The organism is Streptomyces sp. NPDC014734 (assembly GCF_043083325.1).
Classification (GTDB): domain Bacteria; phylum Actinomycetota; class Actinomycetes; order Streptomycetales; family Streptomycetaceae; genus Streptomyces.
This window is the reverse complement of the sequence record NZ_JBIBYN010000004.1, coordinates 140,139-155,045: the sequence shown is the minus strand read 5'-3', so window position 1 is coordinate 155,045 and position 14,907 is coordinate 140,139. Positions and strand designations below refer to the sequence as shown.

Annotated in this window: 11 protein-coding genes; 8 read left to right on the top strand and 3 right to left on the bottom strand. The window is 72.6% G+C overall.

The features are described 5' to 3' along the window. Positions 1-48: 48 nt before the first annotated feature. The 6 genes from ACF1CT_RS09370 (at position 49) to ACF1CT_RS09345 (ending at position 6,754) form a co-directional block, all read left to right on the top strand. Positions 49-1,332: a prenyltransferase/squalene oxidase repeat-containing protein gene (locus ACF1CT_RS09370; protein WP_391783193.1), complete on the top strand. Its 1,284-nt coding sequence runs from the start codon at positions 49-51 to the stop codon at positions 1,330-1,332. Further along, on the top strand, positions 1,329-2,036 hold the full coding sequence (locus ACF1CT_RS09365; protein ID WP_391783192.1) for an SCO2322 family protein: 708 nt from the start codon (positions 1,329-1,331) through the stop codon (positions 2,034-2,036). Before ACF1CT_RS09370 ends, ACF1CT_RS09365 begins: the two co-directional genes overlap by 4 nt. Further along, entirely contained in the window at positions 2,033-3,208 is a 1,176-nt protein-coding gene (locus tag ACF1CT_RS09360; protein WP_391783191.1) for an energy-coupling factor transporter transmembrane component T, read from the top strand. The genes ACF1CT_RS09365 and ACF1CT_RS09360 overlap by 4 nt, the downstream gene beginning before the upstream one ends. Then, positions 3,205-4,929 carry an ABC transporter ATP-binding protein gene (locus tag ACF1CT_RS09355; protein ID WP_391783190.1) on the top strand — a complete coding sequence of 575 codons (1,725 nt, stop codon included), beginning with the start codon at positions 3,205-3,207 and terminating at the stop codon, positions 4,927-4,929. Before ACF1CT_RS09360 ends, ACF1CT_RS09355 begins: the two co-directional genes overlap by 4 nt. Continuing rightward, positions 4,926-5,822 (top strand): ECF transporter S component, encoded by an 897-nt coding sequence (locus ACF1CT_RS09350; protein WP_391783189.1) that lies wholly within the window; start codon positions 4,926-4,928, stop codon positions 5,820-5,822. The genes ACF1CT_RS09355 and ACF1CT_RS09350 overlap by 4 nt, the downstream gene beginning before the upstream one ends. 245 nt (positions 5,823-6,067) lie before the next feature. Continuing rightward, the gene (locus ACF1CT_RS09345) at positions 6,068-6,754 is read left to right on the top strand and encodes a hypothetical protein (protein ID WP_391783188.1); all 687 of its coding nucleotides are present in this window, start codon (positions 6,068-6,070) and stop codon (positions 6,752-6,754) included. A gap of 22 nt (positions 6,755-6,776) precedes the next feature. Here ACF1CT_RS09345 and ACF1CT_RS09340 read toward each other — a convergent pair whose 3' ends face one another. Both ACF1CT_RS09340 and ACF1CT_RS09335 read right to left on the bottom strand, forming a co-directional pair. Continuing rightward, positions 6,777-8,081, bottom strand: a complete 1,305-nt coding sequence (locus ACF1CT_RS09340; RefSeq protein ID WP_391783187.1) for an alpha/beta hydrolase — start codon at positions 8,079-8,081, stop codon at positions 6,777-6,779. Positions 8,082-8,233: 152 nt separating this feature from the next. Then, on the bottom strand, positions 8,234-9,403 hold the full coding sequence (locus ACF1CT_RS09335; protein ID WP_391783186.1) for a steroid 3-ketoacyl-CoA thiolase: 1,170 nt from the start codon (positions 9,401-9,403) through the stop codon (positions 8,234-8,236). A 283-nt stretch (positions 9,404-9,686) separates the two neighbouring features. Here ACF1CT_RS09335 and ACF1CT_RS09330 point away from each other — a divergent pair, with 283 nt between their 5' ends. Further along, complete coding sequence (locus ACF1CT_RS09330; protein WP_391783185.1) at positions 9,687-11,039, top strand: cytochrome P450; 1,353 nt, start codon at positions 9,687-9,689, stop codon at positions 11,037-11,039. A gap of 167 nt (positions 11,040-11,206) precedes the next feature. Beyond that, positions 11,207-12,310, top strand: a complete 1,104-nt coding sequence (locus ACF1CT_RS09325; protein WP_391783184.1) for an AEC family transporter — start codon at positions 11,207-11,209, stop codon at positions 12,308-12,310. Positions 12,311-12,479: 169 nt separating this feature from the next. On the opposite strand, the gene ACF1CT_RS09320 is transcribed toward ACF1CT_RS09325, so the two are convergent. Further along, positions 12,480-14,591: a phosphatase PAP2 family protein gene (locus ACF1CT_RS09320; protein WP_391783183.1), complete on the bottom strand. Its 2,112-nt coding sequence runs from the start codon at positions 14,589-14,591 to the stop codon at positions 12,480-12,482. Between the last annotated feature and the right edge of the window lie 316 nt (positions 14,592-14,907).

Here is a 14,907-nt window from a genome sequence, read left to right as displayed (position 1 = left end):
TGAGCGTGCCCGTCCCCGGTTCCCCGTGCAGGAGAGGCCCCGCCCGCCATGACCGTACGCCGCAGCGCGGCAACGCTCGCCGTCACCGCCGCCGTGCTCTGCGCGGCCGCCCCGGTCGCGGTCGCGGCGCCGACCCCGCCGACCCCGCCGCCCACGCCGACCCCCACAGCGCCCATCGGGCTGTACGGCACGAAGGACCCCACCTACGACGGTGTCTGGCGGCAGTCGCTCGCCTTCCTCGCGCAACGGGTCGAGGGGGTGACGCCCGCCTCGGCGGCGGTCGACTGGCTGATCGGCCAGCAGTGCGACAACGGCGCCTTCGCCGCGTACCGGGCCGACGTCTCCGAGCCGTGCGACGCGAAGACGATGCTGGACACCAACGCCACCGCGGTCGCCGTTCAGGCCCTCGTCGAGGTGGACGGGCACCGGGAGACCGTGAACGACTCGGTCCGCTGGCTGAAGTCCGTGCAGAACGAGGACGGCGGCTGGGGCTACGCAGCCGGGCAGCCCAGCGACGCCAACTCCACCTCGCTGGTGATCGGCGCCCTCGCCCGGCAGGGCCAGCGGCTCGGGGACATCACCACCCCGGGCGGCAAGACCCCGTACGACCCGTTGCTCGCGCTCGCGATCCCGTGCGGCGGCAAGGACGGCGGCGCCTTCGCCTACCAGCCCGACAAGGCGGGGAAGCTCACGGCCAACGCCGACGCCACGGCGGCCGCCGTGCTCGGCGCCATGGGCAAGGCCCTGGCCACCGGCAACAACGCGGCGGCCAAGGGGACCAGTTGCCGCCCCGGCACGGACCTGGCCCCCGAACAGGCCGCCCAGAACGGCGCCCACTTCCTCGCCGGGGCCCTCGCCGCGAACGGTCACCTCGACCTCGCACCGATGCCCGGCGCCGAGGACACCACCCCGCAGCCCGACTTCGGCAACACCGCGGACGCCGTCGTCGCGCTGTCCGCCTCCGGCCACCAGGACAAGGCAGCCGGAGCCGTCGCCTGGCTGAAGAAGAACGCCGGCCCCTGGGCCGAGCAGAACGGCCCCGCCGCCTACGCGCAGTTGGTCCTCGCCGCGCACGCGACCGGCAACAACGCCCGGGACTTCGGCGGCGTGAACCTTGTCGACCTGCTGAACGAGACCGGGCCGAAGCCCGCCGCGATCACGACGCCCGACCCGTCCGCGTCCGACTCCGGGTACGAGCCCACGCAGAAGGACCAGACCCACAGCGGCGACGACGTGATCGGCGGCGTGTGGTGGTTCATCGGGATCGGCCTCGTCGTCGGTGCCGGTGTCGGCTTCCTGATCAGCGGGCGCCGGAAGAACCAGCAGCTGTGAGGCGGGCGGGGAGGACCGGCGCGGTCCTGGGCGTCCTGAGTGTCCTGGGCGCCGTCCTGGCCGTGCTGTGCGCGGGACCGGCCCAGGCGGCCGGCTACCGGTACTGGTCGTTCTGGGAGAACTCCGGCACCGGCTGGACCTACGCCACCCAGGGCCCGGCCCTGGTCCGGCCGGACGACGGCTCGGTGCAGGGCTTCCGGTTCTCGGTGAGCGAGGATTCACAGGACTCCGCGCAGCCCCGTACCTCCCCCGATTTCGCGAAGATCTGCGCGGACACCCCGTCCGGGAAGGGATCCAAGCGGATCGCGCTCGTCATCGACCCGGGCACGGCCTCCGACGCCCCGGACGGGCGGACCCCGCCCGCGCGGCGCACCGCCTGCGCCCGGGTCGCCCCGGACGCCAGCACCGCCGAGGCCCTCGCCTCCGTGGCGAAGCCGCTGCGCTACAACAGCGACGCGCTGCTCTGCGCCATCTCCGGTTATCCGGCCACCGGCTGCGGCGAGCAGGTGTCGGGCGACGGCGGGCACGCGAAGCCCGCCGGTTCCGCGTCGGGCACTGCACCGGCCGGGCCCGCGACCACTGCCGCCGCCGACGGCCCGGACGGCTCCGGTGGCGGCCCTTCCGCCGGGGTGTACGTCGGGATCGGCGCCGTCGTCGTCCTCGGCACCGCCGCCGTCGCGCAGGCCCGCCGCCGCCGAGGATGACCGCGCCGACCGGCGGCCCGGGGTCCGGTCCCACCGGCACCGCCCGGCCGTACCACCCCTTGCGCGCCCCCGAGGCGACCCGGAGCAACGCCCTGCCCGCCGGGGCATGGTGGCTGTGGGCGCTGGGCCTGGCCACCGCCGCGTCCCGGACCACCAACCCGCTGCTGCTGGGCCTGCTGGTGGGGGTGGCGGGCTATGTGGTCGCGGCGCGCAGGACGGACGCGCCGTGGGCCCGCTCCTACGGGGCGTTCATCAAGGTCGGGTTGCTCGTCATCGGGGTGCGGCTGGTCTTCTCCGTCTTCCTCGGTTCGCCGATCCCCGGCACCCACACGGTGTTCACGCTGCCCGAGGTGCCGCTGCCCGACTGGGCGAAGGGCGTCCGGATCGGCGGCCGGGTCACCGCGGAACAACTGCTCTTCGCCCTGTACGACGGGGCGAAGCTGGCAGCCCTGCTGATCTGCCTGGGCGCCGCCAACTCGCTCGCGAATCCGGCCCGGCTGCTGAAGTCGCTGCCGGGCGCGCTGTACGAGGCGGGGGTCGCCGTCGTCGTCGCGATGACGTTCGCGCCGAACATGGTCGCCGACGTGGTGCGGCTGCGCACCGCACGGCGCCTGCGGGGGCGCCCGACGGGCGGGATCAGGGCGGTTCTCCAGATCGGGCTGCCGGTCCTGGAGGGCGCGCTGGAACGGTCGGTCGCGGTGGCCGCCTCGATGGACGCGCGCGGCTACGGGCGCACCGCCCAGGTCCCGCCCGCCGTCCGCCGCACCACGAACGTGCTCACGCTCGGTGGGCTGCTCGGGGTGTGCGCGGGCACGTACGGGCTGCTGGCCGCGCAGGGCGCGGTGTACGGGCTGCCGCTGCTGGTCGCCGGGCTGATCGCGGCGGCGGCCGGACTGCGCCTGGGCGGCGCCCGGTCGGTCCGTACCCGCTACCGGCCCGACCGGTGGGGTGCGCGGGCCTGGCTGGTGGCGGGCTCGGGGGCCGCGGTGGCCGCGGCGATGATCTGGGCGGGCGGCGTCGACGAGGCGGCGCTGCACCCGGGGGTCGTGCCGCTGACCGCGCCGGTGCTTCCGTTGTGGCCCGCGGCCGCGGTGCTGGTGGGGCTGGTGCCCGCGCTGGTGGCGCCCGTACCGCCGTCGGCGGGTGGCAGAGATGGCGAGGAGGACGAGTGATCCGGTTCGAGCAGGTAGCGGTGCGGTACGAGGGGGCCGGGCGGCCCACCCTGTCCGGAGTGGACCTGACCATTCCCGAGGGGGAGTTGGTGCTGCTCGTCGGCCCGTCCGGGGTCGGCAAGTCGACCCTGCTGAGCGCCGTCTCCGGTCTCGTGCCGCACTTCACCGGCGGCACGCTGAGCGGCCGGGTCACGGTCGACGGGCGCGACACCCGCGTCCACAAACCGCGCGAACTCGCCGATCTGGTCGGCACCGTGGGCCAGGACCCGCTCTCCCACTTCGTCACCGACACCGTCGAGGACGAGCTGGCGTACGGGATGGAGTCGCTGGGCCTGGCTCCCGACGTGATGCGGCGGCGGGTCGAGGAGACCCTGGACCTGCTGGGTCTCGCCGGGCTGCGGGACCGGCCGATCGCCACCCTGTCCGGCGGCCAGCAGCAGCGGGTCGCGATCGGTTCGGTGCTCACCGGGCATCCGAAGGTCCTGGTCCTCGACGAGCCGACGTCCGCGCTGGACCCGGCGGCCGCCGAGGAGGTCCTCGCCGTGCTCCAGCGGCTGGTGCACGACCTGGGGACGACGGTCGTGATGGCGGAGCACCGCCTGGAGCGGGTGGTGCAGTACGCGGACCGGGTCGTCCTGCTGCCGTCGCCGGGCGCGGCACCGGTCATGGGCACACCCGCCGAGGTCATGGCCGTCTCCCCGGTCCATCCGCCGGTCGTGGCGCTGGGCAGGCTGGCGGGGTGGGAGCCGTTGCCGCTCTCGGTCCGCGATGCCCGGCGGCGCGCCGCCGGCCTGCGCGAACGGCTCGCGGGGGTCCGGCCGGCCGCGCCGTCGGCCCCACGGGCCGGGGCCGTGGTGGCCCCGCTGCCCGACGCCCCCGAACCGGTGCGGCGCGGCCCGCTCGCCCGGCTGCTGGGCCGCGGCGGGCGGAATGCCGCCCCGGCCCCCGAACCCGTCGACGGCGCCCCGGCCCGGGTCGAACGGCTGGGTGTACGGCGCGGGCGCGTCGAGGCGCTGCGCCGGGTCACGCTCGGCGTCGCCCCCGGTGAGACCATCGCCCTGATGGGCCGCAACGGGGCGGGCAAGTCGACGCTGCTCGGCACGCTCGTCGGCATGATCGAACCCACCGCGGGCACCGTCCTCGTCGGCGGCCGGACCCCACACCGCACCCAGCCGCGCGAGATGGTGCGCCGGGTCGGGCTGGTACCGCAGGAACCACGGGATCTGCTGTACGCGGACACGGTCGCCGCCGAGTGCGCGGCGGCCGACGCCGACGCGGGCGCCGGGGCGGGCAGTTGCCGGGCCCTGGTCTCCGAGCTGCTGCCCGACGTGCCGGACGACACCCACCCCCGCGACCTGTCCGAGGGGCAGCGGCTCGCGCTCGCCCTGGCCGTGGTGCTCACCGCGCGGCCGCCGCTGCTGCTCCTGGACGAGCCCACCCGCGGCCTGGACTACGCGGCGAAGGCCCGGCTGGTCGGGGTGTTGCGCGCGCTCGCCGCCGACGGGCACGCGATCGTGCTGGCCACGCACGATGTGGAGCTGGCCGCGGAGCTGGCGCACCGGGTGGTGATCCTCGCGGACGGGGAGATCGTCGCGGACGGGCCGACCCGGCAGGTGGTGGTCTCCTCGCCGGCGTTCGCCCCGCAGACCGCGAAGATCCTCGCCCCGCAGGAGTGGCTGACCGTGCCGCAGGTGCGCGACGCGCTGGGAGACCGGGGATGAGCGGCCACCGCGAACGAACGGGAACGGCCGTCGAGCGCGCTCGGCGACCGGCACGGGACGGGCGGAGCCGGGCGACCGGGGTGGGCGTGGCACGGCCGGTACGTCTGGGGCCGCGGGCGATCACCGCGCTCGTGCTGGTCGGCGCGGTCGGGGTGGTGGCGTTCGGCTGGCCGCTGCTGGCCGGGGCGGATTCCGGCCTGGCGCACTCCCAGGACGCGCCGTGGCTGTTCGCGGCGCTGCTTCCGTTGCTGGTCGGCGTGGTCGTCGCGATGATCGCGGACTCCGGCCTGGACGCGAAGGCCGTGGCCATGCTGGGGGTGCTGGCCGCGGTCGGTGCCGCGCTGCGCCCGCTGGGCGCGGGCACGGCGGGACTGGAGCCGATGTTCTTCCTGATGGTGCTGAGCGGCCGGGTGCTCGGGCCCGGCTTCGGTTTCGTGCTCGGCTCGGTGACGATGTTCGCGTCGGCCCTGCTCACCGGTGGAGTGGGGCCGTGGATGCCGTTCCAGATGCTGTCGATGGGCTGGTTCACCATGGGTGCCGGTCTGCTCCCGGGGCCGGACCGGCTGCGCGGGCGGGGCGAACTGCTGATGCTCGCGGGGTACGGGTTCGTGGCGGCCTTCGCGTACGGCACGGTGATGAACCTGTACGGCTGGACGATCGTGCCCGGTCTCGGCTCCGGGATCGCCTTCCACCCGGGCGATCCGCTGTCGGAGAATCTGGTGCGCTTCCTCGCCTACGTCGCGGCGACGTCGCTCGGCTGGGACCTGGGCCGGGCGGTGCTGACCGTGGTGCTCACCCTCACGCTCGGCACGACGCTGCTGAAGGCCCTGCGCCGGGCCACACGCCGCGCCGCCTTCGACGCCCGGGTCACGTTCGACGCTCCCGGCGACTGAGGACTCCCGCCGGACCTCGGTCCGTCACGACCGGCAGCACCCGGCCCCCTCGCAGGTCGACAACCAGCAAAGCGAGATGCTTCATAGCACTTGAAGACTTCATTACCCGTTGGTCCATACAGGCGCATTTTGCTCAACTGTCCGTTCCCGGAAACGGCCGGAGCGTTGTCACGTACGTGGAACCTCGTGATTTCTGGGATCGGAACACCGTCCTGGCGGAAGCTTTCTGCGTCAGCGACGAACGCATGCGCCACGCTCAAGCCTTGCTGGACGAGGCGCAGGCCGAGCGGAGCAGGACGCTTGCCGCGTTCGCCGTCACGGTCGGCGACGACGGATCGATCGCGGACCTGATGGGCCTGAACGAGCGCGAAGTGCGATTGGCGCGACGCACGGTGGGCCGCAACGACGCCCGGTCCCTCGCCCAGGAGCTGCTCGGACGGAAGCCGCACGCCGCGAAGGAATCCGACGGGAAGAGCCGTGCGGAGCCCGGGATCCCGGTGCCGAATCCTCGCGCCGGAACACCCGTCCCCGCACCGGCCGCGTCGACGCACTCCTCGACGGGGACCCTTCCGCCGGCCGTACCCCCGCCGCCGGCCGCGCCGCCACCGCCGCCACCGCCGGCCCCGCCGATGCCGCCCGCCATGCCGCCCGTCGAACCGGCCGGCGCCGTCGCCTGGTCGCCCAGCATGGACTCCGTGCTGTTGTGGAGCTGGGAGTCCGGTCTCGACGTGCAGACGGTTGCCGCCGAGCTCGGCCTGGATGTGAGGGCGTTGTTAATGCGCGTTCAGGAGCTTGCCAACGACGGGCTGATCACGCTGGCCGGCCCGCTCGTCGAGATGAACCGGTCGGGCCGCCACCGCCGTCAGCACGAGGAGGCGTACGCCGCGTTGCTCAGCCCCACCGCCACCTTCCCCACCCACGTACCGTACTGAGCCGGTTCGGTCCCCGCCCACCTCAGTGCCGCCCGGCGAGCGCGTCGAACCACCGCACGATCTGCGGCCCGGACTTCAGATACGTGCCGTTGTGGTCGGTCGTCCCCTGGTCGATCACCCGGGCGCCGGCACCGTGGGCGGCCAGATCCGCGGCACAGTCGCGGGCGTTGGCGATCGGCACGTCGGTGTCGCCGGACGAGGAGTAGAGGCGCACGGGGACGTCCGGCTTCCAGGCGCAGGTGCCGTCCTGGGCGCGCACGGCGTCCAGAAGGGCCCCGGTGGGGTGCTGGACCTGCTGGTAGTAGTCGTCGGTGAGCAGGTCCTTCAGTGTCGCGGGCAGGGCGGGGATGATCTCGTCCTCGGTGTGGTTGCTGTCGAAGAGGTCGTCGACGATTCCCGCGTACGGCTCCCGGAACACCTCCGACGGTTCCTTGTAGAGCGGGTGGAGCCGGTTCTGCGCGGTGAGGAAGTACGTCATGTAGAAGATGCCGCTGATGTCGTTGACCCGGCCGTCGAAGAGGGCGGGCATCTCGGCGTGTTCGATGTCGTAGGGCCCGGACACGGGAGCGAGCGCACGGAGCCTGAAGTGCCGGTCGGCACCGCTGTCGATGGCTCCGGCCAGGGCCATCGCGACCTGGCCGCCCTGGGAGAAGCCGCCTGCGTACACATCGCCGGTGAGCGGCCGGTCCAGCCGCAGCGCGGCGGTGCGGGAGGCCCGCAGCATGTCGACGGACGCGGTGACGGCGGACGCGGTGTCCATGTACGGGTGGCGGCCCGGGCCCTTGCCGAGGCCGAGGTAGTCGGGGGCCGCGACGGCACGGCCCGCGGAGGCGTGCAGGTAGGGGGCGAGGCGGCCGAAGTCCTCACCGACGGAGGGCGCGTAGTCGCGGTGGGCCATCGTGCCGTGGGTGTCGGAGACCAGGTCGAGACGGTGCGGGCCGCCCTTGGGCAGGGCGAGGAGGCCGGTGGCGGTGGTGGGTGTGCCCTGCGGGGTGACGGTGCGGTAGGTGAGGCGGTAGCCCCGCAGTCCGTGGCGGACGGTGGCGGTGTCCATCCCGCCGTCGGCCAGGAAACGGGCGACCGCGGCGCGGTCGAGGTCGGCGACCGGGGTGATGTCCAGCAGCTCGCCCCTGTCCCGTTCCGCCGGGCCGCCGTGCGCGGTGGCGGAGCGGTGTGACGCGGCGGCGGCCGGGGACTGCTGGGCGTGGACGGGGGTGGTAACCGCGAGTGCGGCGAGGACCACGACGGTGGCGGTCGCCGGACCTCTGCGGACGGAACGGCGGCTCCGGCGCGAAGTCGACGGGTTTTCAAGGGCGTTGTTCTCCATGCCCCGACGCTATGCGCGGCCCGGCGGCACCGGTATCGGCCTGGCGCCCCGGCCGGGGGTACACCTGTCGACACCCCCGGCCGGGGGTTCTTCCCACGGAACGGCGGCGACGGCACCCTCGCACGACGCCCGCGAGCACGACACCCCCGAGGTCACAACCGCTGGATGATGGTGCCCGTCGCCAGGGCCCCGCCCGCGCACATCGTGATCAGGGCGAACTCCTTGTCCGTACGCTCCAGTTCGTGCAGCGCGGTGGTGATCAGCCGGGCCCCGGTGGCGCCGACCGGGTGGCCGAGCGCGATCGCCCCGCCGTTGACGTTGACCTTGTCCAGGTCCTGTTCGAAGACCTGGGCCCAGCTCAGCACCACGGACGCGAACGCCTCGTTGATCTCCACGACGTCGATGTCCTTGAGCGACATCCCGGCCTTGCCGAGCACCGCGCGGGTCGCATCGACCGGCCCGTCGAGGTGGAAGTGCGGGTCGGCGCCGGTGAGCGCCTGCGCGACGATCCGGGCACGCGGCCTGAGCTTGAGCGCGCGGGCCATGCGCCTGGACGCCCACATGATCGCGCAGGCGCCGTCGGAGATCTGCGAGGAGTTGCCCGCGGTGTGGATCGCGGTGGGCATGACCGGCTTGAGGCCGGCGAGCGCCCCGGTGCTGGTGTCACGCAGCCCCTCGTCGCGGTCGACCAGCCGCCACATGCCCTGACCTGCGGCCTGCTCCTCCTCGGTGGTCGGCACCTGGACCGCGTACGTCTCGCGTTTGAACCGCTCCTCGGCCCAGGCGACGGCCGCCCGTTCCTGCGAGAGCAGCCCGAGCCGGTCGACGTCCGCCCTGGTGAGTCCACGCTTGCGGGCGATGCGCTCGGCCGCCTCGAACTGATTGGGCAGGTCCACGTTCCACTCGTCGGGCCACGGCTTGCCCGGCCCGTGCTTGGAGCCGCTGCCCAGCGGCACCCGCGACATCGCCTCGACGCCACAACTGATCCCGACGTCGATCACACCGGCGGCGATCATGTTGGCGACCATGTGGGAGGCCTGCTGCGAGGAACCGCACTGGCAGTCCACGGTGGTGGCGGCGGTCTCGTACGGAAGGCCCACGGCGAGCCAGGCGTTGCGGGCCGGGTTCATGGACTGTTCGCCGGCGTGGGTGACCGTACCGCCGACGATCTGTTCGACGCAGTCGGCGTGGATCCGGGTGCGCCCGAGGAGTTCTCGGTAGGTCTCGCCCAACAGGTAGGCGGGGTGCAGGTTGGCGAGCGCTCCTCCGCGCTTGCCGATGGGGGTGCGTACGGCTTCGACGATGACGGGTTCCGCGGCCATGAGCTCGTCCTCTCCTCGCGCCTCCGCAGGGGGCGTCCCGGCGCCCGCGGAAGCAAACTAGTACGCGTTCTAGTTCTTTGGGCAGTCTTATGAGACCCGGCGCCGCCGCGCAAGGGTGCTGCACGCACCTTGCATCCGTTCCTCGCCCGCCCCACCCACTCTTCACGCAACAGAACCGACGACCCCTCTTGCCAGTTGTAGAACCCGTTACTACCTTGCGGACAACTTCTGATGGGTCGTCAGACATCGTGCGAGCGACCCTCGGACCGACCTGGAGATGCCGATGTCCTGCCCCCATCTGCCCGAAGGGTTCGACTTCACCGATCCCGACCTGCTCCAAGCCCGCGTCCCGCACCCGGAGTTCGCCGAGATGCGACGAACCGCACCGGTCTGGTGGTGCACCCAGCCGACCGGTGTCTCCGGTTTCGACGACGAGGGCTACTGGGTCGTCACCCGGCACGCGGACGTCAAGTACGTCTCCACCCACCCGGAGCTGTTCTCGTCCCACACCAACACCGCTGTCATCCGCTTCAACGAATCGATCGAGCGCGATCAGATCGAGGTCCAGAAACTGATCATGCTGAACATGGACCCGCCCGAGCACACCAGGGTCCGCCAGATCGTCCAGCGGGGCTTCACACCGCGCGCGGTCCGCTCGCTGGAACGGGCGTTGCGCGACCGGGCCCGCTCGATCGTCGAGACCGCCCTCGCCGAGGCCGACGACGACGGTTCGTTCGACTTCGTCACCCGGGTCGCCGTCGAACTGCCGCTCCAGGCCATCGCCGAACTCATCGGCGTACCCCAGGAGGACCGGTCGAAAATCTTCGACTGGTCCAACAAGATGGCCGCGTACGACGATCCGGAGTACGCGATCACCGCGGAGGTCGGCACCGAGGCGGCCATGGAGATCGTCTCGTACTCGATGAACCTGGCGGCGGCACGCAAGGAGTGCCCGGCCGGGGACATCGTGAGCCGGCTGGTCGCCGCGGAGGGCGAGGGCAACCTGTCCTCGGACGAGTTCGGCTTCTTCGTGATCCTGCTCGCCGTGGCCGGGAACGAGACCACCCGCAACGCCATCAGCCACGGGATGCACGCCTTCCTCACCCACCCCGGTCAGTGGGAGCTCTACAAGCGCGAGCGTCCGGAGACGACCGCCGAGGAGATCGTCCGCTGGGCCACCCCGGTGGTCTCCTTCCAGCGGACCGCCACCCAGGACGTCGAACTGGGCGGACAGCGGATCAGGAAGGGGGACAGGGTGGGGCTGTTCTACTCCTCGGCCAACAACGACCCCGAGGTCTTCGAGTCGCCGGAGACCTTCGACATCTCCCGTGACCCCAACCCGCACCTGGGTTTCGGCGGCGGCGGGCCGCACTTCTGCCTCGGCAAGTCCCTCGCCGTGATGGAGATCAACCTGATCTTCAACGCGATCGCGGACGTGATGCCGGACCTGCGGCTGGTCGGTGAGCCGCGACGGTTGCGCTCGGCCTGGCTCAACGGAATCAAGCAGCTTCAGGTCATCACCTCCGAGGGCACCTCCCCCGCCATGGACACCGCAGGCGCCTCAGGCACGGCGGACACCGGGCGCACCGCGGACACCGCGGCGGGTACGTCCACACCGGGCACCGCCGGGACCTGAGCGTCCTCGTCGCGTCCGGGCGGGACGGGCGGCATCCCCAAGGCATGTCGCCCAACCGCCCCGCCCGGACCGTCCGGACGCGACGGAACCGCCCGGACCACCGGTCCGTCCGGCCGGGCCCGGACCCCCGCCGACACGCGTACGACGGCACCAGGATCATGGGCGGCATGCATGCCCTGCTCCCCGCCTTCACTCCCATCTGGATGCTCACCGCCGTCGGTTACGCGGCCGGGCGCGGCGGACTTCTCGGGGCACGGGCGGCAGACGTGCTGGGCCGGTTCGTCTTCCATGTGGCCATGCCCGCCGCCCTGTTCACCATGGTCTCCGGGACACACCTCGGCGCGTTCGCCAACGCCTCGATGGTGGCCTTCGCGACCGGCACGGCGCTGACCTGTGGTCTCGGTTTCCTCGCGGCGGGCCGGCTCTTCGGCCGGGGCACCGCGGACCGGACGATCGGCGCCATGGCGTCCGGCTACGTCAACTCGGCCAACCTCGGCATACCGGTGGCGGTCCAGGTACTGGGCGACGCCTCGTTCGTCGCCCAGATCATCCTGTTCCAGGTGCTGTTGGTCGCCCCGGTGATCCTCACCTCACTGGACGCGGCGACACGGGCCCGGGCCGGAGCGATCTCCCCGGGCGGCGACGGAACCAGGGGCGCGGACGGCGGAACCGGTGGTACGGGCGGCGGGACCAGGGGCGCGGACGGAGACGGTGCGGTCTCCGGAGCCCGTCCCGGGCCGGGTGTCGTGGTCCGGCGCATGCTGGCCGTGCCCGTCCGCAATCCCATCATCCTGGCCTCGTTCTCGGGTGTCGTCGTGTCCGCGCTCGGCCTGCGGCTGCCGTACGCCCTCGCCCATTCCTGTGATCTGCTCGGTGCCGCCGCCGTGCCGACCGCCCTCGTCACGCTGGGCCTGTCCCTGAACCGGCGTGCGTCGGCCGACGGCTCCGCGCCGGGTGGGGCGCGGGAGAACGCCGGCACGGAGGGGGCGGAACGGACCCGGCGGGCGGAGGTCGCCCTTGTCGTCGTCCTCAAGACGCTGGTGCAGCCGCTGATCGCGTTCGCCGTCGCCGGTCCGCTGCTGCACCTTCCGGACCGTCATCTGCTGGCCGTCGTGCTGTGTTCCGCGCTGCCGACCGCTCAGAACGTCTTCGTCTACGCCCAGCAGTACGGCCTGGACACCCGGTCGGCACGCGATTGCGTGGTGGCGTCGACGGTGGTGTCGATGGCGACGCTGTCTCTCGCCACCTTGGCGCTCGGAACGGTCTCCTGAGCCGTTCGAGTGGCGGGCCGGGGCCCCGGGGCGGATGCTGGTGTGGCGGCGATCCACGCCGAAGGGGTGCCGGGACGGTGTTCGTCCGGCGCCCCTTCGGCACCTCCCGGCACCTCCGGGCAGGACTTCAACGCCTTCCTGCACTCCTTCGGCTCGGGCCGGGCAGGCCTCAGGATCGTCTGCCGCCCACCGCTTCACCGGCCTTGTCCGGCACTCCGACCGGTACGTCGTCCAGCGGTTTCGCCGCCGCCGGCACGCCCGGGACCCGGACCCTCCGGGGCCCCGCCAGCAGGTAGGTCAGACCGAAGCCGAGCGCGACGACGGTGGCCCCTCCCAGCGCGTCCAGCACCCAGTGGTTGGCCGTGACGATGATCGCGGTGACCGTGAACAGCGGGTGCAGCAGACCCAGTGCCTTCATCCACGGGCGCCGGGCCAGCATGACGATGACCACACCGCACCAGAGCGACCAGCCGAAGTGCAGCGAGGGCATCGCCGCGTACTGGTTGGTCACCGCGGTCAGCGAACCGTAATCCGGCTTCGCGAAGTCCTGGACGCCATGGACGGTGTCGATGAATCCGAGCCCCGGCATCAGCCGCGGCGGGGCCAGGGGGTAGAGCCAGAAGCCGACCAGCGCGAGGATCGTGGCGAAGCCGATGGCGCTGCGGACCCAGCGGTAGTCCGCGGGACGCCGTACGTACAGCACGCCGAGGATCGCCAGCGGCACGATGAAGTGGAACGTCGAGTAGTAGTAGTCGAAGAAGGCGCGCAGCCAGCCCACCCCGACGACCGCGTGGTTGGCCCAGTGCTCGATGTCGATGTGCAGCCACTGTTCGAGGGAGTGGATCTGTCTGCCGTGTTGTTCGGCCGTGTCCCGGCCGGCCGTCGCCGCGAGCCTGACGTACGCGTACGCGGAGTACACCACCCTGATCAGGAGCAGTTCCAGCAGCAGATTGGGCCGGCTGAGCACCCGGCGCCAGAACGGCAGCAGCGGGACACGGCTCCAGCGGGCCGGGACCGGGGTCGCGTAGTCCGTGGGGATCGGCTGCCGCCAGTACGGCGAGGTGCGCGACAGGAACGGTGCGACACAGGCCGCGCCGAGCGCCGCGATCAGCAGGACGTTGTCGCGGACCGGGAAGAACGCCGCCGTGTTGGGCAGCAGCATCTTCCCCGGCAGCGTGATCACGAGCACCACCACCGCCGGCCACACCAGCCGGTCGGAGGCCCTCCTGCCGGTCCGGCCGACGACGGCGAGCAACACCCACAGCAACTGGTGCTGCCAGGCGGTCGGTGCGACGGCGACGGCGACGCAGCCGGTCACGGCGACGGCGAGCAGCAGTTGCCCGTCGCGCGCGTACTGCACGGCCCGGCGCAGTCCCACGCAGCAGACGGCGGCGGCCAGCACCGCGAACAGCACGATTTCGAGCGGACCGGTCAGACCGAAACGGAGCAGCGCACCGTGCAAGGACTGGTTGGCCAGGCTCTCCGGGGTGCCGCCGAGTCCGACGCCCGCGACGTGGTGCACCCAGTAGGTCCACGAGTCGTCCGGCATCGCGGCCCAGGCCAGTGCCGTGCACGCGGCGAAGACGACACCACCGGTCGTCGCCGACCGTCGGCGGCCGGTGAGCAGGAACAGGACCGCGAAGAGCAGCACCGTCGGCTGGAGCGCGGCCGCGAGTCCGATGAGCAGGCCCGAGGCCCGTTCCCCCCGCACCACGAAGCAGGCCAGCAGCACCAGGAGCACCGGCATGATGCTCATCTGCCCCAGGTGGAACGCGTTGCGGACGGGCAGCGACAGCATCAGCAGGCTGATCGCCACCGGCGCGGCCAGCAACGAGGTGCGGCGGGAGACCGGGGCCGGCAGCGCACGCGCGGCGACCACGCCCAGGGCGACGACGAGCAGCAGCGACCCGAAGGTCCACACGACGCCCAGGCTCTGCTCCGCCGTCCGGGTCAATGGTTTCAGGACCATCCCGGCGAACGGGGTGCCGGTGAACCTGTCGCTCTCGTACAGCGAGCCCGTCACGTGCAGAACACCGTTCTCACCGATCCAGGTCTCCAGATCGGTGAGCCGTTCGCCCGGCGGCTGCCGCAGCACCACCGCCATCTGCCGTACTGCCAGTGCGGCCACGACCAACCAGAGCAGGGCCCGCGCGGCCCCGGTTCCCGCCCCCGTCGCCGCGTCCGCGCGCACACTGTGTTCCGCATTCGCCACGCTGCGCCGAACCTCCCGCCGTTTCCGTGCCCGTCCCTCGGACCTGGGCGTGCTGTGAAACCTTCGCATTGCATCAGGGGAGAGACACAATCAACCCCCTTTTCGCCCAACTGTCACCCTCACCTTTTTCGAAGGAATGGCCGAAACGGCGACGCCTGCCCCGGCGCGCCGCCCGGAACCGGGGATCGATCCGGAACCGACGGGCGGGGCCCCGAGCTCAGGGGCGGGGCCCCGAACCGAGGGGGCCGGAACCGGGCCGACGGCTGCCACGTCCTCCCCCGTGTTCGTCGATCGCGGGGGAGGAAGACGAGACATGCGGGGCTCGGGGGAGACGTGTGGCATCACATGTGGCACACGGAACACGCGGAACACATGGGATACGCGG